The organism is Haloquadratum walsbyi C23 (assembly GCF_000237865.1).
In the GTDB taxonomy this organism is placed as follows: Archaea; Halobacteriota; Halobacteria; order Halobacteriales; family Haloferacaceae; genus Haloquadratum; species Haloquadratum walsbyi.
This window is the reverse complement of the sequence record NC_017459.1, coordinates 2,121,067-2,141,068: the sequence shown is the minus strand read 5'-3', so window position 1 is coordinate 2,141,068 and position 20,002 is coordinate 2,121,067. Positions and strand designations below refer to the sequence as shown.

Sequence of the window (20,002 nt, the reverse complement as noted above, 5' to 3'; positions counted from 1 at the left end):
GGATTATTCTTCCTCACCAATCGCCTCAATCTCTCGCGAATCACCAAAGACGCCCTCAGGTTGATATCGAATCACACATACGATCAATACGCCAATGACGACGAACCGTAGACTTGGGACAAATGATGGGTGATCTGGCAGTGGTTGAATTAAGATACGCAATGTATTGGCTATAATCTCAGGTAACACTGCAAGTAGTCCATCATATATATTGCTCAGAAAGCGCGTCGATTCTTGAAATCCAATAAGTAAGAATGCACCAAAGATAGCACCACTATTTGAGGCAACTCCACCAAGGAGCAACGCCGCCCAGATTGTAAATGTCACTGATGGCACGAACTGCTGAACAACGACACTTCCAATATAGTGTGCATAAAGCCCACCAGCGAGACCTGCAACTGCGCCACCAATCGCAAATGAAGTGAGTTTCACCCGTGTAATATCTTTTCCAAGCATCTTCGCAGCATCTTCATTTTCGCGAACGCCTTTCAATAAACGACCAAATGGTGAATGAGTCAATCGGGTGAGCACAATCATGACGCTCACTAATACAATAATAACAAAAATGAAATACAATACCTCCCATTCGATAGCACCCATCGCTGCACGTCCGGGTCTTGGGACATTATTCAGTCCAAATGAGCCGTTTGTCAGCCATGCTTCATTCTCAAGAACGCTGCCGAATATTCCGGCAAGAGCAAATGTCGCAATTGCAAGATAATGACTTCCAAGACGAGCACTTGTCATGCCGATACATGCTGAGAGGAGACCGCCAGTGATTGTAGCACCGATAAGACTGATGAGAAAGCCGATTGGCATCGGGAGGTTCAACCCAAATATGTACTCTGCACCAATAGTTTGCGCCGGCGGGGGGATTGTCAATAACGCTGCGGCATATGCACCTGCTGCGAAGAATGCAACATGTCCAAAATTAATCAATCCGGTATATCCATAATGAATATTCAGTCCAACTGTTAACAATGAATAAATACCTGCAATGGTCAATACAGTGAGCAGAAATGAACTCCACCCAGGCAGTGAAATGAGCGTGATCAAATTCACAGTGCTCATCAGATCTCACTCCCGGCAATGCCAGTTGGGTTGAATAATAAGACGCCCACAAGAATAGCGAATGCGTACGCCATTGTATACTCTGCAGAAAGATATGTTGTGCCAAGACTCATTGCGATTCCAACGACAATTGCGCCGAGCATTGCCCCATATGGACGACCAATCCCACCAAGAAGCGTCGCGGCAAAAATGACGATAAGATACTCAAATCCAATCGTCGGGCGAAAGGGTGCAAATAGTATTGCATAAAGCACGCCGGCAAGTGCACCTGCACCCGCAGAGATGAACCATGTTCGTCGAATAACACCTTTGGTATCGATTCCAGCGATCTCAGCGAGGTTTCGATTACCACTTGTTGCCCGCATTGTTTTTCCAAGCATTGTATATTTGAGAAGAATATGAATAAGCAGCATCGTCGCAATTGCAACAACAAATACTGTTGCACGAATTGGTGTTGTGCCAACACCAAAGAATTCGACTGGACGCATCAAGGGCACTGGAAGTTGCCGTGCTGATACACCCACAGCAGCCGTCAACGAGTATCGAAGAATAAATGCAACGCCAATTGAAGTGATGAGCAGTGGAATTGGTCCCCGGGTCGATAGTGGCTCGAAAAAGACTCGTGAAATGATGACGCCAAAGACTCCGACTAATAAAACCGCACCGACCACCGAGACCGGAAGCGATAATGAAATACCAATTCCGGTCCCAGATAGAAAGAATGTGATATATGCACCGTATGTCAGGAATTCTCCATATGCAAAGTTAATAAACCGAGTCACACCGTATGATAATGTTAACCCAACCGCACCAACAGAAATAACGCTACCCTCAATCAGTCCATAAATTAGTGTTTGTATGAATTGTGTAATAACTCCAGACATAGAATAAGCCGAATATTAGAGTTCGCTTGCTGGAATCACTGCTGTTTCTGCCCAGGATCCATCCTTTGATTGCATGATTGCAAACGGCGAGCTGACATCGCCATGCTCATCAAAGTTGATTGGACCAATGAGTCCCCGATAATCAAGTGTGCTCTGATCATCGATGGTGGATGCACCCTGCGTATAGTCTGTGACAACTGCGCCTGATGGGTCTGTTACGGTCCGGATATTGTCTGCGACATTCGTTGATGTGATTTTATTATCAGCAGCTGCTGTTACCTTCATTGCAAGACCAAGAACATTCATTGCATCATACGCGTTACGTGCAAATAACCGTGGTTCTGAACCTGTGAACTCCTGTACACGCTGTTTAAATCTCTCAATTCGTCCCTTCTCTTCGGCAGCCTGATATGTTGCTGATTGGAGTCCAAGTATATTATTCGTGACTTCTTCTGGAGCTTCAGTAAGAAAGACCTCAGTCGTCTGATCTTGTGTGACATACCAATTCCCTTCATAGCCAGCCTGAAATGCAGCTCGCATAATTTTGATACTGTCATCTTTTGATCCGACAAGGACGGTAACTGCCGGGTCGGTGTTCATGACGGTCTGCATCTCGCTTTCATACGATGCTTTCCCAGTTTTGAAATTGATTGTCTCAGTGATGGTTCCACCAAATTCGGCAAATGAACTCTTGATTGGAGTCTTGAATGACTGAAATACCTCTTTATTCCCGACCATCAGCGCCATATCTGAATAGCTGGCAATATTATTATACCTCTCATTACGGAGTGCTCGTGCAATAGCGCGCCCACCAAGTGCATCAGATGGCACTGTCCGGAAGACGTACTCACCACCACGGTCATCAAGTGAGGTTGTGCCTGCTGTTGGTGTCACAACCGGCACCTCATTGGTCTGAAATAGATCAAACACGGCAGACATTGTGATTGATGTTGGACCAATAATCCCCGCCACATTTTCAACGGTGATTAATTTCTTTGCTGCTGATAATGACGCAGAGGGTGACCCCTCCGTGTCACCTTGGACGAGGGTTATCTGACGGTCATTGATTCCACCCTGTTCGTTAATCTCCTGTGCAAGCATCCGTACAACAGGGAGCACGTTCTCCCCAACCCATGCGTATTCACCGGAAAATGGTAATAATACCCCGACAGGAATTGCCTCAGCAGTCATTTCGCCGTCACTCTCGTTCGTCGTTGTCTCGGCACCCCCCGCCGCAGTGTTCTCCCCACTGGATCCATCGCCAGTGTCTGAGCTTCCAGAACAACCCGCTAACGCGGCAACCGTAGCCGCACCAGTTCCGGCTACGAATTTACGCCGTTGTATCATAGAGTACATTCAGTAAGGGGAAACATAAATGATATGATGCAGTTGGCTACGCTATTTTCACGGTTGACGTCATCAGCAATCGACGGACAAGACAAAAGAGCGCGTGAGCCCAATATAATATATGGATAAGGACAATGCTATCTCTCTGACTGTTCGTGGTGCAGAAAAAAGTGATGCAGGGCGTGGGATTGCTCGTCTCCCTGAGTCAGCCCGACAGCAACTCGGTGTCCTCAGTGGTGATACAGTATTGATCATTGGCAGTCGTGAGACAGTCGCTAAAGTATGGCCAGCTAATGGTAGTGTCTCGGAGAGTATTGTCCTTGTTGATGCTGATACACGAACGAATGCTGATGTGACCATTGGAGATACAGTTCGCATTCATCCGATAGGTGTTGATGATGCTCGATCAGTCACGCTATCAATGCCGCCAGATGTTTCCTTTGCGGATGAAGATCGTGCGGTTGAATTAATCAAACGGGCACTCCGTGATCGCCCAATCCAGGCTGATGGTCAAATTCGGTTTGAGTCAGTGAGTGATAAGCCATTTGTCGTCACTGAAACACGCCCAGAAGGTCAGGTTCGCGTTACTGACACGACGACACTCCGACTTACCCGACGGGGACAGTCATCAACGGATGACCGTGTTTTCTCGACTTCAACGGGAACACAACGCGGCAGGACAGGCAATGAGACAACAAACGACAATCAAGACGATACATCAACAACGCCTGTATCCACATCCGACTCAATCGAAAGCGAATCATCAGTTGCACAATCACCCACTGTTACGTATGAGGATATTGGTGGGCTTGATGATGAACTTGAATTGGTTCGAGAGATGATTGAGCTTCCGTTATCAGCACCAACGGTATTCACACATCTCGGTGTTGACCCCCCAAAAGGCGTATTATTACATGGTCCTCCAGGAACCGGAAAAACGCTCATTGCAAAAGCTGTCGCCAACGAGGTTGATGCAACGTTTATCAATATCTCTGGACCAGAGATCATGTCGAAATACAAGGGTGAATCTGAAGAGCAACTTCGAGAGAAGTTTGAGATGGCTCGTGAGGAGGCACCCTCAATCGTCTTTTTCGATGAGATTGACTCAATCGCGCCTGCTCGTGATGATGGTGGTGATGTAGAAAACCGTATCGTTGGACAGTTGCTTTCACTCATGGATGGACTTGATGCTCGTGGTGATGTCGTCGTTGTCGGAGCGACAAACCGCATTGATACGCTTGACCCTGCGCTTCGTCGTGGCGGTCGATTTGACCGTGAAATTGAGATTGGTGTTCCAGACGAGAAAGGGCGACGTGAAATCCTTGCTGTTCACACGCGACAGATGCCACTTGCGGATAATATCGATCTTGACCGCCTTGCAGCACAGACGCATGGATTTGTTGGTGCTGATCTTGAATCGCTTAGCACTGAGGCAGCAATGGCAGCACTCCGTCGTGGTCGTCGTGATGATGACGCTGCTGAGACGCTCACCTCACTCTCCGTCACACGTGAGGATATGATGGATGCAATGGCAGCTGTTGACCCATCAGCAATTCGTGAATATGTCGCTGAGTCGCCCACGACAACCTTCGATGACGTCGGTGGGCTTGATGCAGCGAAACAGACACTTGAACGGGCAGTCATATGGCCACTTACCTACGGTCCGCTTTTTGATTCGGTCAATACAGACCCGCCAACAGGTGCATTATTATACGGACCACCAGGAACTGGAAAGACGTTACTTGCCCGTGCGATTGCCGGTGAAGCTGAGATTAATTTTGTCGAAGTTGCCGGTCCAGAACTACTTGATCGATATGTTGGTGAGTCCGAGAAAGCCGTCAGAGAAGTGTTTGAACGGGCTCGACAAGCCGCTCCAGCAATTATTTTCTTCGACGAGATTGATGCAGTCGCAGCGAATCGAGCAGGCGGTGGCACCGACAGTGGCGTTGGTGATCGTGTCGTGTCACAACTACTCACCGAACTTGATCGGATTACTGATCATCCAAATCTAGTTGTGCTTGCAGCGACGAATCGACGAGATACAATTGACTCTGCATTGCTTCGTCCTGGTCGACTCGAATCGCATATTGCGGTCCCACGTCCAGATGCCGCAGCACGTCGTGCGATTCTAGAGATTCATCTTGCTGGTAAGCCACTTGCTGATAATATTGACCGTGATGAACTTGTTGGTAAAACCGCAGGATATGTCGGCGCAGATATTGAGGCAATGGTTCGCGATGCATCGGTTCGTGCAATTGAATCTGTCACCACTGAATATGACGGCGCGACCGCAAACGAACACGCTGATGAGATTGTCCTTACACGATCACATTTCGAAACAGCACTCGACTCGATTGAACCAACTGAAAACCGTGGTGAAGACAGCACAATGCATGATAATGGCGACGATATCTACTGATATATCATGTGAACTACCCCTGCCTACTGCGCTACTCGGTCGCTTCGCTCACTGCGTTGCTCCTAGAGGAAGAGGGCTTAGCGCCTGAAATCAGGCTAAAATCAGTCCCAAAACGATTGCGTCCGTGCGTACTGCTGTTCTTGTTTGAGAATATCCCGGTAGAACTCTGTTTCATCCTCGCGAAGATTTCCGATAATTCGAGCGGCTGTCTGTGGTCCAACCCCACGGGCAGCAAGAGCAATCGCCGCTTGTTTTCCATGACTCTGGATAAGACTTGCAGATCGGTGTGCACGCCGCTGAAGTCTATCAGCGTCGGTGTCATCTTCGAGTGTCCCACCACGAACTGCCTTTGGAGTATCCTCGTCCCATGGGTTTAAACATGCGATGCGAGTCGCCTCACATCGTGGACATCGTGGTTGGTCACGAACCCGACGTACTGGCTTTTTTTGCTCCCAGTCTGTACAATGCAAACACAGTAATCGCACATTATCATCTTGAATTCGATCACGTACCGCTTCAATCACTCCGGCATCGGCATTCGAAGGCACAAGGAGTTCCTTTCCATGTGACCGCCCGTCAACTCCAATTGGTGTTCGCTCACGTGTTATTGCTATTGTCAGTTCATCAGTATGATACCGTTCAAGAAGTGCTGTTGTCTCTGGAACTGCAAGGTCAGTATGGAATACCTCTCGAACTGCTTCATCATACACCGGTGTATCTTCAAGAGCAGCCATCAGTCGGTCCCCACCAAACCGTTCACGTCCTTGATACCGTTTAAGTGCACCAAACTTCGCGGCAACCTGTGCAAGTGTGAACTTCAGTGCATCTGCCTTTTTTAACGCCAACTCAAGGATTGCTTCAACATGCATTGGGTCTGTTTCATCGAAAACAGCGGTGACATCACCAATCGACGCCTGTCTTGGAAGTTCCAATTCAATTCGATATGGACTGACATCCAACCCAACAGAGGCACCAGTCCGCTGACCAACAAGCGCTGCGAGTAAGCGTCCAAGTGTCTCATTGATTCGATGCCCATGCGGGCTATTTATTACGACGGTTTGTGCTTGTGCTTCGATCACAAGACGATCTGCTGTTGGAATCGGATATTCACCAATAACCTGTCTTTCAATCGGCTCGATCGCAGATGTAATTGTTGAGACATCTGCAGGATATCGTCTCGCGAGATCTCGCCCTACGGCTTCTTTATTTGCGCCTGTCGCAAGTTGCTTTGCAGCCGCAGCGCGCATTTCACCGACCTCATTTGCAACGTGTGCAGGGACTGGAATCTCAGCACCAGTCCATGATGGCACCTCACCACTCGGGTCTTCAATTGGTGTTACATTTACCTGGGTTTCATCATCATCAATATCATTAATCCGCCACATTTCGCCACGCTGAATAAACGCAGCCCCCGGTTCGGCAAAATTCAATACAAATCGCTCATCAAGCGTCCCAATCTGCCCGCGTGAGGACATATCGTATACATCATATGTTTCCTCGTCAGGAATCATCGAGAGATTCGCATAGAAGTACTGCCACGTCCCGCTGGATTTCTCAAGCCGATCCGCATCCTCTTCAAGCCACACAAGCCGATTTGACGATAATTCCCGTATGATCTCTCGAAATGTCTGTTTATCCAGGTTGGCGAATGGATACGCAGCTGTCACAATTTGATATGCTCGACGAGCTGATACCTCCCCTTCATCCATCACAATGCCGATAATTTGATTCGCAACAGTATCGAGACTCGCATGATGAATCCGTGCAGGCTCGACAATACCCTCCGTGGCGCGTCGCGCAATTGCCAGCGCTTCAAGTGTATCATCCGGTGATGAGGTAATGACCGTTCCATGTGAGATACGATCACGATGATGTCCAGCCCGTCCCACTCGCTGTAGCAGTCGTGCGACCTCTCGAGGACTCCCATATTGCACGACGTGATCAACCTCTCCAACATCGATACCTAACTCCATCGAAGAGGTGCAAACAAGCCCATCTAACGAGCCATTCTTGAATCTATCCTCAACGTCGATACGAACATCTTTTGAAAGTGATCCATGATGAACCTCAATTGGCTCACCAAGTTTTTTAAATCGTGACCCTAGCGCCTCAGCCGTCTGCCGTGTATTGACGAATATAAGAGTCGAACTATGATCCGAAACGATATCTCGAATGACACGGACGTGACTTGCAATCGTCTCATCAGTCGCTAACTCACGTGACAGTTGTTCATCTTTTTGAGTAACTGTTGGGTGATGAACAGAAAACTCAATCGCGCTACCAGCATCAATCTCAATGACCTCAAATGACCGATCACCCGTCAGAAATCGGGCGACCTCCGTTGGGGATCCAACTGTTGCTGAGAGTCCAATTCGCTGAAATGATCCCGCAAGTACTTGAAGCCGCTCAAGCGCAACTGACAATTGTACACCTCGTTTTGCAGCAGCAAGTTCGTGCACCTCATCAACAACAACGTGGTCAACCCCAGCAAGTGCTTTTCTAAGCTTTGACCCGGTAAGCATTGCTTGTAATGTTTCAGGTGTCGTCACAAGCACATCTGGTGGGTCCTCAGCTTGCTGACGCCGTTGATACTGCGTTGTATCACCATGTCTGACGTCAATATCAATATCAAGCGTCTCACCCCACCATGTAAGCCGATCACGCATATCTCGATTAAGTGCTCGAAGTGGTGTAATATACAGTGCGGAGAATCCCTCACGCTCGGAATCATCAAAATCGCTTTCAGCAATTGCATCGAAGACGGGAAGCATCGCTGTCTCTGTCTTCCCTGTTCCCGTTGGCGCAATGACGAGTGCATTCCTGTCATGTGCCAATGGTGGAATCGCACGGCGCTGTGGCTCTGTTGGTGTGGTGAATCCTCGCTCAGATAGCGCCTCCCGAACCGGCGCGCTGAACTCGCTAAAAACGTCTGCACCTCGCGTGGCGGTACCGTCTGCCATTACATATTATACCACTGGCGGCCGGATAACGGTTATCAACAGACACTGCGAGTGGAATTGACATCCTCCTCCGCGTAAACGCGGAAGGAATCCTGACCGTGAACATTGGAAATTGCAGGTTTGCAATTCTGCCGAACCCCAATGCGGTGAGAATCCGTGTGGGGTTCATGGGCTGTCGCGGGTAGAACTGCTGGAAGTGCCATATCTCAGCCCCCGGTAGTTCTATCCTCAACTGAAGCGAAACTCTTGTGTTGTTTTTGCCACAAATTCTTCCGTCAGTCTCACTCGACTTGGAGTTACTCTCTGTGCTGTTTTCAAGCAGTCGGGCACTGCATCGATTCATGAGAGGAACCGACCGTTCACCTGACTGGTTCGGATTATTGTCTCATTGCTTGGGGCGGACAGGCCGCCATCGTCGGACTGGAGGGAATCGCTCGGTTCCCAGCCTGATTCCTATCGATATGTAGAACTGCCTATCAGTTTAGGTTACGGATTGTCAAGTCTCAGAGTGGCTTTCGTAGCGTAGATTGACTCCGAGTTGTCGGATTCATCCTGCGGCTGAACCGCAGGTATTCTCCTTGATTCTGTATACGCATATTCTCACACAGATCTGAACTCTAAATTCACCCGACCATTCCAACCTGATCAGATAGATCCGCTCTGTAAGATGCGAGCAACAGATATGATAAGAGAATACGGATCTAAGAGAACGAAATGATAGCGATATGAATTGTCATTACCATATTAAAATCCGTGACATGGACCAGACGACTGCGTACTTGTCAATTGTGTCCGTTCGACTTTCATTTATCCCTAATCATGTAGGGTGGGTACTGAATTAAGACTATCACATTACATCTTATGAGAACAAACCAATGTCGAAAAGTAGACCCAAACTGAGTACGCTTACGGAATATTGCGATGTCTGTGACACGCGAACCCCGCATAAGGTATCTATTGATCTACGGACCGAAAGCACAAAAGAAACAAACCGTGCGTTCTCGCGTGAACCATACCGTGTGACCGAATGTCAACACTGTGGTGAACAGATTGCTCAGCGCATGAATGATGCCTGACGATAGTGAAATCTATTATCGACAACGATGAGTTGAGGATCCGATCCTTTGAAATTGAATGGATAATCGAATATATGGATTGATACTCAATTATATGCTAAATAATCCCAGTTAATTGTCTTAATGCTATATTGGGATTCAGACGAATCATTGCCAATTGCAGATAATGCACCGCAACTGAAATATCTTGAATTGCAACCCTAGCAAATATTATCACTCAAAAACTGTGTCCACACCCGCTACACGACCGTCTGAACAGAATACAACGGTTCTCATTGCCGATGATGAGTCTGCGCTTACCGATAGCGTTGCGCTTTGGCTTGCTGATCAATACGATGTTCGAACAGCATACACTGGAACAGAAGCTGTTGATATATACGATGACTCTGTTGACATCGTCATCGTCGACCGGCGAATGCCAGGGCTTTCTGGTGATGAAGTATGTACACAACTGCAAGACCGAGCAGGCAACCCAAAAATGATTCTCCTTACTGCGTCATCAATTAATCACAGTCACTGGTCGCATACACACAATCATATGATCACAGACAAATCTGAGCCGTCTCCATTCGATGGACGCATTCAAAAACCAATCTCAAAGACTGATTTACTTGATACGATCAGTGATTTCATGCCAAGCCGCTCTGCGGAATCATCAGATTAATGTATTCATACCAACATATCTTACCAGTAATAATTACATCTCTTGCTGGTGAATCGTCCCGAGTCATTTTGCTTGCGCTGTTGGAGTAAGAATGGCGTTCGTGAATCGCCTCGGGGTCAAGCTCCAGGGTATTCTCCTCGACCACCTGTAAAACCGACAGCACCTGCAAGCACACACAATCAAAATTGATAGCAACCGAAAATTCGCGGTTGTTAACTTCTCAATTGAGTTCTGAATTCACTTCACTTTCTGTTGTTGAGCCTTCATTTGTATCTGAATCTACGCCTGCGTCTACGTCTACATCCGAGTCTAGGTGTGTTTCTGCTTCTAGTGTCGATGATATTTCGGTTTTACTTCTTCCATTTTCGCGCGCTCGTTTCCGTTCTGCGAAGAATGTCTTCATGAGCTTACGCTCACCCGAACGAAGATGTTCATGAAATGTCGGTGCCGCAATTCCAAGTGAATCTGCAACCTGTTCTGCTGTACTATCACGTGGCCATTCAAAATATCCAGATGTCAGGGCTGTCTCAAGTACGTCAAGTTGTCGCGTGGTTAGTATCTCCTCAAGTCGTCGTTTGAATGAATTCAGTGACTGAACGTTATTGTCTACCTTTCGTTTCGCTGTGACGGTGATATCTGGGAATGATGATTGAATTGTATTGATAATAGTCCGTGGGTTTGACTGTGATGGCACACGGATGGTGACACTGCCGTTACCATCTGTTGCAACAAGTGACTCAACAGCGCTTCCAAACTCAACAAGGGGAAGTAGTACAGATGCATCCACCAACTGCAACTCAAATAACGTTTCTGTTGGCTCATCGGTGACGACACGGGCGTTAATGATAGCCTCAAGCGGGGATAGCATCGAAAGAACAGTGTCTGCATCAGCTCCATCAATAACAACATACGCAGAAACAACACCATCGGCTGTCGGTGAAAGTCCTTCAACTCGGACTTCTGTATTAAATTCAACTGAAAGATCAACGAGTATATCGCGAGTGTCCGTATGCTCAAACTCTAACTCAATAGCTGCATCCTCATACAGCAGGCGCTTTGATTCGACAGCATTTATACTATGACCAAGTCGATCGCCAATCTCATCAAATACTGATTGTTCTTCACTACTTGCCGACCCATGGACGGTCACGGCAAGAGTGCCGTATGTTGCATCACGATATGTAACTGGGGCGATGATAACGGTATTATCAACATTTGTATCTTTGCTGGCGGTCTTGACGGAGTCATTCTTCAGGGCACATTGAATTGACTCGGCGATTGGATTACTCTCATGTATCTCTGACCCAACAGCTGGCACTCTTGATCCTGCATTTGCTTGACATGTGAAATGGCTCATCACCTCATCGTATCGAGCAATCCATGCACCATCATAATTCCCTGTCTCAACGACTGATGTGCACACTGCTGATTCAAGCTCTTGACGCGTTGACCCATCCACAAGTACGCTATCGACAGTGCGGAGAAGACTGTTTATTTCTCGTGCACGTTTCAGTTGTTGTTCACGCTCTTTGATTGTCGACTCTTGCGTTGCTCGCAGTTCATCGAGTTGTGTTTTGATATCTGTAAGTACAGTTGGATCATGGAGGTCATCACTATCACGATTGGTCAATATTGTCTCGATTGATTCAAGTGCGAAGTACTCACGCACTGTGTCTTTGAACTCTCCCCGAACAAGTAATTCCTCGACAGTTCCAATGACATCTTGTTCGTCAACAGGCTTGACAAGATACTCATCAAATGCCATATCGACAATATCAGTATCAGGTTCGACAGCGGTCATCATTGCAACTCGACAGTCGAAATCACGATCACGAAGTTCCGTGAGCACTTCATCCCCAGAGAGCCCTGGCATTCGCCGATCAAGTAATACTACGTCAACGGCGTCATCGATCGCCTCAAGCGCTGCCTGCCCACTATATGCAACACGAACCACAAAATCATCACGAAGCCAATACTCACATGTATCGGCAAGATCCTTATCATCGTCAACAATGAGAACGCTCGGATCTGGCGCTGTTCGTGCTATATGATTGCCATCACCGTCTTGAACAGCCATTGTCGTACGTACGCAACGTGTGCGAGTAAATAAAATACTCCCGGGATATGACGGCATTGGTCGATTGTCAACACACTGACGACTTGGTGTGCTCACTGGTGGTGGGATGTCCATATTCCGCTCTATACCCTTCTTTGAACTGAAAAGTCTAAATTCGACTTAGTTATGACCTTTTGAGGCATATTCGCCGCACTGTTCGCATCAGCATTGTATCGAGTCCCGTCCGACGCCTCAAACGAGCCACGCTTCACTTGCTCACTTCGATACGCTCTGTTCGCTGTTTGAGGAAGGGGTCTTACCCTCGGAATTGAATAAAATAGCGTATTATGAATTCTAGCACTGCCGGCGGATATCTTAATTCTTGTCGTCGATTGGGTACTTAATCCTCCGCTTTGCAGTCCTGGGCGTCCTCTCGCCGAGTTGACCCTGCTCCGTGTGGAACTCTTGTTATATTGCTGGTGCCTCTATATCAGGTACCAGCTCAATCTGTCTGTAGCAACACAACCGTAATTATCGTTTTTTCATTTTCACTCTCTTGATTGACGAGGACGGACCCATCATAGCTATCAATCAGTCTTCCAACGAGATACAGACCGAATCCATCATCAGGGGATGCAAGATTATTGATATCCGTTGCAGTGAGATGTTGCTGTGCTTTTATTGAAATACTGCCCTTTGATGAAGTAATGGTGATTACTGCTGTTGTCGCAATCGAATCATCTTGATCATGGTCAACGCTGTTGTTGTGTACATCCGTTTGTAATGGTGCTTCGAGCCGATTCGGGTCATTCTGCGTATATGCATTGATTGTTATTGCCGATTCAGCGGTGCTAACACCATCTTCTCCTCTTAATATACTAGCAAACAGATTACTGAATACCTTTGAAAGATGCTCATCAGCTTGCACAGTGACATCTGGCACTGAACCAGAAACGGTAATCCGCTCACGATATCTTGTATCGAGCGCATCAATCGCCGTTTGAACAGCTTTCTGAAGTGATTGTGGTGAGTGAGAATGGGTATTATCCTCAAGTTTGATATCTGTTATTGACTGCATCACTTCAAGTAATGTAACCATTTCATTGACACGACTGTTAACAGTCTCAAGATGAGACTCACCAACCGACTCAACAAATTCAGAGAGAATATCTGCTCGTGCACTGATCACATTTAGTCCGTTGAGAAGGTCATGCCGAATAATTTGATTCATAAATACAAGATGATCACGCACGTGTGTGGCACCTGTTGATGATTCTTGCTGTGAAGATTCCGTCGTAGATGTACTGGTACTAGTACTGGTATTTATCTTCGCGTTTGTATCCGTGCTTGTTGAATTCATATACCCAAAGAGATACACTGTCACGCCTGTCTCAGACGGGAAGATGCGAGCGTGATATGCTGTGTCCGGGATGTCTGTCACAGCGATTGAAGAAATATCAGGATCAACAAGAGCATGAGAGGAAATCTGAATCTGTATTGGGTTTTGATGTTTACTTGCAGTCTCACATGCAATATATAGTCGATTCTCTTGACCGGATGCAACGATATCAGTAAGGGACCGTCCAGTGAGTCTATCACTACCGAATACCGCCTCCATCGTTGGGTTCGCATAGGTAATCTCAAAGTCGGTGTTGATTGCGAATACTGGATCAGTAATACGACTGAGATGATTATTTTCTGCAGCGCTGATAGACGATTGATCAGATTCTCGACTCATAGATCCTCGAAATCTAGATATACTGCTATCCTATCTAGTATCAAATCTCTCAAGAATGATAATGTTACTGTCCGTTGACGCTCTAATGAATCGCCTCAAGATACTTATCTTGTCTCTGATAAAACTACCAGTGCGACAAGAACTAATACAAATTGGATATAATACATCAACCAATCTATATAGAACTGTTGGTATTTTTGACCGTGTGATGGATTTAATTTGAATGACTACTGGTAAGTAAAAGTAAATACTCTAAATTTACTACATATTAATCGATACTTCACTGCGATGATTCACGCAACTCCCTATATATGTAGGGCTGATTATTAGATGGATTCCAGAGAATAGTATAACCGAACATGGTGGGTTTTATTCGACCAATTGCAACCGAGGTGAAATGTTATGCCTGAATGTCAAAATTGTGGTTCATTTGTCTCTCGAGACTATGTTCGTGTGTTCGCACCAGAGGGACTGAATCACGCACGAGTGTGTCCACAGTGTGAGGACATCATTCGTGAAGGTGCAGAGGTCCGTGAAGCTCGAGCAAAACGCGTTTCATAATAACTACAGCATATCCTATATAATTATATGTAAATACGTTGAATGTTCCGGGGATAATATTCTTACGTAATATTCGGATATTAACATCTCATAGTCTATTGTGCGATAATATCGGTATATCTACGGATTAACAGGCAGAGTGCCTCGGGGCTTGACCCCGAGGGTGAATGCCGTCACTATATGCCACAAATTTAATTATTTCTAGCGTTTCACACGGTGACAACGACCAGAAACAACCCATCAAAGTATGGAAATGAAGACCTCATTTCCTTCGCTGGTCGTTTGACAGTTTGGAAATGTGGCCGCTCTCAAAATCCGCTACTATGGTGGTGCGACGGGGGTTTCAACGGGCGGAGTGAAGCCGCCGACCTCCACGGACTCCTCGCGGAGTTCGGGTGTTAATTCCAGCCGACCCCTCACGGGGAAGGTCGGAGGGAATTAAATTCGCCTGCGGGTGCTGTGCAGACCCCAAACGGTGAAGCCCCGGGGCTTGACCCTGAGGTACTTCACACGACCCTATTCATTCATATTTAATGACAAATCAATAATAATAGAGTCTAACTAATTGAATTCATCTGAGTTCTGTCATGCGCACTAGTGTCTGTCACGGGTCTTTTATATACCCACTCCCCGGGATTAATGCATGCGCATCGGCTTCGTAGTGAATCCTATTGCCGGGATGGGCGGTCGCGTTGGTCTCAAAGGCACTGATGGAAAGGTTGCTGCGGCTCGTGACCGTGGTGCCGAACCTCGCGCACCAGAACGGGCAAAGCGAACATTACAGGCGCTCAGCGCGAATCTTGATACCCACGATGAATATCAACTCTTCACGTGGGGAGCACCGATGGGTGAAGAAGTAGCGACAGACGCCGGTATAGACCCGATTATACTTGGGACCCCAGGTGAATACACGAATAATCACCGAACAACGGCGAAAGACACTCGACTGGCAGTCACCAAATTTATTGAGACTGATGTTGATCTCATACTATTCGTTGGTGGCGATGGAACAGCAGCGGATGTTGCGACTGCTCTGTCAGAGTCGACTATCCCGATCCTTGGGGTTCCAGCCGGTGTGAAGGTATATTCTTCTGTTTTTGCGGTTGCCCCTGAGGACGCTGCACAGGTTGCAATCACTTTCGATCGCACCGAACGTCGCGAAATCGTTGACATTGATGAAGAGGCATATCGCGCAGGTGAAGCACCTGATAGTGTCAGTCCTAATCTACAAGCAGTCGTGTCTGTACCAGTCGCTGATCGGGTACAATCAGCAAAACAGCGCGGTGATGGAAGCGTCGAAGCAGTGGCTGCGGGTGTTGCTGCTGATATTCAAGCGAGTGATAAAACGATCATTTTCGGATCTGGCAGTACTGTCGGTGCAATCGAATCTAAACTTGGTATTGATTTCACCCCACTTGGCATCGATGTGTGGGCTGATGGAGAGGTTCAAGCTCGTGATGCAACTGAGAGTAGTATTCTGGCAGAGACTGACGCAGATGGTGAAAATATTATTATTGTCTCTCCAATCGGTGGGCAAGGGTTCATCTTTGGTCGTGGTAATCCACAACTCTCCCCTGCGGTGCTCCGCCGATGCGAGATTAAAATCGTTGCCTCCCCCACAAAACTCGAAACCACCGGGCAATTGCATGTTGATACAGGCGACCCTGTACTTGATGCTGAACTTCGCGGATGGACCCGAGTCCGTATTGGCCGGGTTGAACGTCAGATAATTGAAATAACGTAATTAATTCCATATGGTGAAGATTAAGGGTACTGAAGTTATCCCATGACATATGGAGACACGCAAGGTACAGCGGCTCGGCCCATCAACATTGGCGATGACATTGCCAGCAGAGTGGGCAAAAGAAAATGAGGTCAACAAGGGCGATGAAGTGTCCCTTAGAATGGGTGGAAAAGGAACACTGACTGTCCTTCCAGAGTCTGCAAGTCAAGAAGACTCATCAGCCTCAATTCTCGCAGATAATCTCAATGCAAATGCACTTGAGCGTGCTATTGTTGCACAGTACGTTCTTGGACGACGGGTTATTCATATTGAACGTGAAGATGCTGCACTTGATTCTGAACATATCAATGCCGTGTATAGTGCAGAAACACAACTTATGGGTCTTGGAGTCATTGAGGAGACGCCAGAACGGATTGCAATCCGTTGTTCAGTCGATCCAGAGGACTTTACACTTGATAATCTACTTGAACGACTTGAGAACACAGGAAGCACGATGCGTGGTGAAGGTATTAAAGCACTTGCGCATGGAAATGCTGATCTTGCACAACGAGCATTGAATCGCGAGCGACAGGCGAACAAGATATTTGTTCTTTTATTAAGACTCATCTTCACCGCATATCAAAATCCAAATCTTGCCCGTGCTGTTGATTTAAACTCTGGCTTCCCACTTATTGGATATCGATCTGTTGCAAAAAATCTTGAACTTATTGCAGATAATGCTGAGGATATTGCGACGATTGTCGGTGATGCGGATGAGCATACCCTTGATGTTGACACTGGGACGATGCGCCGTATCCGAGAGTTTACTGATCAAGTCGATGAGATCACTCAGATTGCTGTGAATGCCGTCGTTGAGCGAAATTATGATAAAACAATCACTGCTCGAACGTTATTCCAACAGATCAGTGATCGTGAGGATGAAATCCTCTCTGATCTCCCTGAAATGGACAATGATAATTTATTACAAATTCGTGAAGTGCTTGTTAGTTTACAACAAACAGCACAGTATGCAATGCGTAATGCAGAAATCGCAGCAAATCTCGCATTAAATGAGGAATGCGAACACGTTAAAATTAGATAATTACAACGAACGAATAACATAAGTCATCGCCTCCAAACTAAATTACTATGGGGACTGCTACGACCGTCTCAGATAAGCGGTTTGGCCTGACAATCCTGTTTTCGTTACTCACATTAATCGGCGTTGTCGGGATGCTCGCCGCAGGGTTCACTGGTGATCAATTACTTGCAGCAGGTGGATTCGCGCTTGCTGTAATTGCCGCCTCATTCGCTGTTTCAGCAAATCACATATACTCTTGATATCCCTCTCGCTCTGAAGACGAGGTTTTGCTCTCGAATCTTTTATATTATCACTATTGAGCTATCGAGTGCTGACGAATGTAATAATACAGATAACAATTGAATCACACATCTATATCTTCATTTTTATGTGATCTGCTAAGGGTATATCATACCAAATAATATTATCTTTTCTCGTTGTTTCAGCACTTCTTATGAGGGTTTATAAATGGTACAGGCGCAATACCACGCCTGTTCACGGCGTGAATACGCGCTGTCATACTGTGGTTTTCAAACGGTTTACTGGGCAACGGCGTATTGGCTCTGACCCCGATGTAGCCGAGTGCCCGAAAGGTGGCGGTTCGAGTATGAGTGTGAGTGTGAGTGTCCGCCAACGCTGGAAACAGAATATGCCCCATATGGGGATCAAACAACAACCATCGGACTCTCGTCAATAATACAAATAACTCCGAGTCCGGTGACAGTGATATTGACCGAAGCTCCTGGTGGCACAACCAACACAGGGACTTCGCCTTGGGTGAAGAGAGGAGTACTGGGGGCGGAGATGTGGTACTCCCTGGAGATTGCGCAGTGACCGGTCACACACCGATTCCAACGGTGGACTGGCTTGGTATTAGTATTGGGAGTCTGTAAACCCAAACTCAAACTCAAACTCAAACCCAAACCCAGAGCCAGAGCCAAAGCTGACACTCCCAACCCAGCGAAGCGGTGCGGTGCGGTGCCGTGGGATTCCTCCCGTCTTCAGGCGGAGGAGGATGTCCAGTGGACAATTGTTCGATTCATCCTGATTTTTGTAATTTATTTTCAGCTGTAATGATCGAGTTTGTCAGGATTTCGACGCCGTGACCAATGGATGCTTCATCGACATCAAATGTATCTGTATGATGACCACCGGGATGATCCGTTCCAATTCCAATATACGCTGCTACTCCACCGTGCTGTTGTACCCGTCGCATGAGGAATGTCGCATCTTCGCTTCCACCAAGATCATCAGATCGAATAATTGAGTCAATATCATCAGCATCTTTCGCGACTGTGGCAACGATATCTGCAAGCATATTATCGCTCGCCGCAGACGGTGCCCTCCCTGCTGTGGTAATTTCAACCTCACAATTGTGCATTGTTGCTGCTGATTCAAGCACCTGTGTTGCTTTCGACTCAGTATACTCCATCAGTTCTGTTGTTTCCCCACGAACTTCGCCTTTGATCATTGCATGTTCGGGAATAATATTGGTTGCTGTTCCTCCAGAAACGACACCTGTATTGACCCGAGTTGCACCATCTGTATGTCTTGGGATTGCATAGAGATTCTGCACGGCAGTTGCCATCGCCTGAACCGCATTATTACCATCCGCTGGTCGGGCACCTGCGTGTGCAGGTATTCCAGTGAACTCCGCTTCGAAATGAGAAACAGCAAGGAAATTGTCTATTCCAGCAACGACCTCACCTGAGGGATGGTCAAGTCCAACATGTACAGCAAAAAGTGCGTCAACATCGTCGAGACGCCCAGACGTCGCCATTGGCTTCCCGCCGACGATTTGTTCCTCACCAGGTTGGAAAAATATCTTCAGTGTTCCCGTAAACTCAGTATCTCCACTGGCTTCCCCATCAATATCAACATCGTCTTTTCGATTCTGTGTATCCTTATTATTTGGACTGGTTGTCTCAATAATTTCATCAAGAACACCAACGCCAATTGCAGCGTGGGCATCGTGACCACAGGCATGCATATGCCCGTCCATTTCCGAGCGGAACCCCTCACTTACCGGACGATGCTCGTCACTGGTCGATTCAGTGATTGGAAGCCCATCGATATCTACTCGAAGCCCGACTGTTGGTCCAGGACCACACTCGATAACTGCACAGACGCCCGTCCGTCCGCCAGAGAGTCGTTCAAGCACATCTTCTCGAGCGCCTGCTTCTCTTGCACGAGCACGCCATGTGGATAATTCATTATCATCGGGCACGCCCCGCCTCTCACCACCGAGCACCTCAGGTCCAATATAAATCGCATCAAGATTACGAGTTTCTAATTCGTCGACCAGACGAGCCGTTGTATAAAACTCTCGCCATGCAGGCTCAGGATGTTGATGTAAGTCGCGGCGTAGTGTTACTAACTCAGCACGTGTCATCGCAAATATTGTGCAGTCAAGAGACTTAAT

General features: G+C 47.1%; 14 protein-coding genes. 7 read left to right on the top strand and 7 right to left on the bottom strand.

All coding sequences use genetic code 11. The features are described from left to right. Positions 1-3: 3 nt before the first annotated feature. The 3 genes from HQRW_RS09375 to HQRW_RS09365 are packed head-to-tail and all read right to left on the bottom strand — an operon-like array spanning position 4 to position 3,302. Positions 4-1,071, bottom strand: coding sequence for a branched-chain amino acid ABC transporter permease (locus HQRW_RS09375; RefSeq protein WP_014556403.1), 1,068 nt, complete (start codon positions 1,069-1,071; stop codon positions 4-6). Continuing rightward, complete coding sequence (locus HQRW_RS09370) at positions 1,071-1,955, bottom strand: branched-chain amino acid ABC transporter permease (protein ID WP_014556402.1); 885 nt, start codon at positions 1,953-1,955, stop codon at positions 1,071-1,073. Before HQRW_RS09370 ends, HQRW_RS09375 begins: the two co-directional genes overlap by 1 nt. Positions 1,956-1,970: 15 nt before the next feature. Next, positions 1,971-3,302: an ABC transporter substrate-binding protein gene (locus HQRW_RS09365; RefSeq protein WP_231852303.1), complete on the bottom strand. Its 1,332-nt coding sequence runs from the start codon at positions 3,300-3,302 to the stop codon at positions 1,971-1,973. Between the two features lie 121 nt (positions 3,303-3,423). On the opposite strand from HQRW_RS09365, the gene HQRW_RS09360 reads away from it, so the two are divergent. Then, the gene (locus HQRW_RS09360) at positions 3,424-5,721 is read left to right on the top strand and encodes an AAA family ATPase (protein ID WP_014556400.1); all 2,298 of its coding nucleotides are present in this window, start codon (positions 3,424-3,426) and stop codon (positions 5,719-5,721) included. A 101-nt stretch (positions 5,722-5,822) separates the two neighbouring features. On the opposite strand, the gene HQRW_RS09355 is transcribed toward HQRW_RS09360, so the two are convergent. After that, positions 5,823-8,681 carry a DEAD/DEAH box helicase gene (locus HQRW_RS09355; protein ID WP_014556399.1) on the bottom strand — a complete coding sequence of 953 codons (2,859 nt, stop codon included), beginning with the start codon at positions 8,679-8,681 and terminating at the stop codon, positions 5,823-5,825. 875 nt (positions 8,682-9,556) lie between these two features. On the opposite strand from HQRW_RS09355, the gene HQRW_RS16965 reads away from it, so the two are divergent. Both HQRW_RS16965 and HQRW_RS09345 read left to right on the top strand, forming a co-directional pair. Beyond that, positions 9,557-9,757: a DUF7835 family putative zinc beta-ribbon protein gene (locus tag HQRW_RS16965; protein WP_014556398.1), complete on the top strand. Its 201-nt coding sequence runs from the start codon at positions 9,557-9,559 to the stop codon at positions 9,755-9,757. A 226-nt stretch (positions 9,758-9,983) separates the two neighbouring features. Further along, positions 9,984-10,421: a response regulator gene (locus HQRW_RS09345; RefSeq protein ID WP_014556397.1), complete on the top strand. Its 438-nt coding sequence runs from the start codon at positions 9,984-9,986 to the stop codon at positions 10,419-10,421. Between the two features lie 220 nt (positions 10,422-10,641). On the opposite strand, the gene HQRW_RS09340 is transcribed toward HQRW_RS09345, so the two are convergent. Beyond that, positions 10,642-12,498, bottom strand: a complete 1,857-nt coding sequence (locus HQRW_RS09340; protein ID WP_014556396.1) for a bacterio-opsin activator domain-containing protein — start codon at positions 12,496-12,498, stop codon at positions 10,642-10,644. Positions 12,499-12,979: 481 nt separating this feature from the next. Next, positions 12,980-14,215 carry a histidine kinase gene (locus HQRW_RS09335; RefSeq protein ID WP_014556395.1) on the bottom strand — a complete coding sequence of 412 codons (1,236 nt, stop codon included), beginning with the start codon at positions 14,213-14,215 and terminating at the stop codon, positions 12,980-12,982. Between the two features lie 402 nt (positions 14,216-14,617). On the opposite strand from HQRW_RS09335, the gene HQRW_RS16135 reads away from it, so the two are divergent. From HQRW_RS16135 to HQRW_RS09320, 4 genes are all read left to right on the top strand, one after another. Then, positions 14,618-14,776, top strand: coding sequence for a DUF7563 family protein (locus HQRW_RS16135; protein ID WP_011571970.1), 159 nt, complete (start codon positions 14,618-14,620; stop codon positions 14,774-14,776). 643 nt (positions 14,777-15,419) lie between these two features. Then, positions 15,420-16,520: an ATP-NAD kinase family protein gene (locus HQRW_RS09330; protein WP_014556394.1), complete on the top strand. Its 1,101-nt coding sequence runs from the start codon at positions 15,420-15,422 to the stop codon at positions 16,518-16,520. 49 nt (positions 16,521-16,569) lie between these two features. After that, positions 16,570-17,601, top strand: coding sequence for a phosphate signaling complex PhoU family protein (locus tag HQRW_RS09325; RefSeq protein ID WP_011571968.1), 1,032 nt, complete (start codon positions 16,570-16,572; stop codon positions 17,599-17,601). 47 nt (positions 17,602-17,648) lie between these two features. Further along, positions 17,649-17,840, top strand: a complete 192-nt coding sequence (locus HQRW_RS09320) for a DUF7525 family protein (RefSeq protein ID WP_014556393.1) — start codon at positions 17,649-17,651, stop codon at positions 17,838-17,840. A 779-nt stretch (positions 17,841-18,619) separates the two neighbouring features. Here HQRW_RS09320 and HQRW_RS09315 read toward each other — a convergent pair. Next, a complete protein-coding gene (locus tag HQRW_RS09315) occupies positions 18,620-19,972 on the bottom strand; it encodes an amidohydrolase (protein WP_014556392.1) in 1,353 nt (450 codons plus the stop codon). Between the last annotated feature and the right edge of the window lie 30 nt (positions 19,973-20,002).

Coding starts and splice junctions, on each gene's coding strand:
- HQRW_RS09365 (WP_231852303.1), bottom strand. CDS start 3,302: ATGATACAACGGCGTAAATTCGTAGCCGGAACTGGTGCGGCTACGGTT.
- HQRW_RS09340 (WP_014556396.1), bottom strand. CDS start 12,498: ATGGCTGTTCAAGACGGTGATGGCAATCATATAGCACGAACAGCGCCA.
- HQRW_RS09320 (WP_014556393.1), top strand. CDS start 17,649: ATGGGGACTGCTACGACCGTCTCAGATAAGCGGTTTGGCCTGACAATC.
- HQRW_RS09325 (WP_011571968.1), top strand. CDS start 16,570: ATGGAGACACGCAAGGTACAGCGGCTCGGCCCATCAACATTGGCGATG.
- HQRW_RS09335 (WP_014556395.1), bottom strand. CDS start 14,215: ATGAGTCGAGAATCTGATCAATCGTCTATCAGCGCTGCAGAAAATAAT.
- HQRW_RS16135 (WP_011571970.1), top strand. CDS start 14,618: ATGCCTGAATGTCAAAATTGTGGTTCATTTGTCTCTCGAGACTATGTT.
- HQRW_RS09370 (WP_014556402.1), bottom strand. CDS start 1,955: ATGTCTGGAGTTATTACACAATTCATACAAACACTAATTTATGGACTG.
- HQRW_RS09355 (WP_014556399.1), bottom strand. CDS start 8,681: ATGGCAGACGGTACCGCCACGCGAGGTGCAGACGTTTTTAGCGAGTTC.
- HQRW_RS16965 (WP_014556398.1), top strand. CDS start 9,557: ATGTCGAAAAGTAGACCCAAACTGAGTACGCTTACGGAATATTGCGAT.
- HQRW_RS09375 (WP_014556403.1), bottom strand. CDS start 1,071: ATGAGCACTGTGAATTTGATCACGCTCATTTCACTGCCTGGGTGGAGT.
- HQRW_RS09330 (WP_014556394.1), top strand. CDS start 15,420: ATGCGCATCGGCTTCGTAGTGAATCCTATTGCCGGGATGGGCGGTCGC.
- HQRW_RS09360 (WP_014556400.1), top strand. CDS start 3,424: ATGGATAAGGACAATGCTATCTCTCTGACTGTTCGTGGTGCAGAAAAA.
- HQRW_RS09315 (WP_014556392.1), bottom strand. CDS start 19,972: ATGACACGTGCTGAGTTAGTAACACTACGCCGCGACTTACATCAACAT.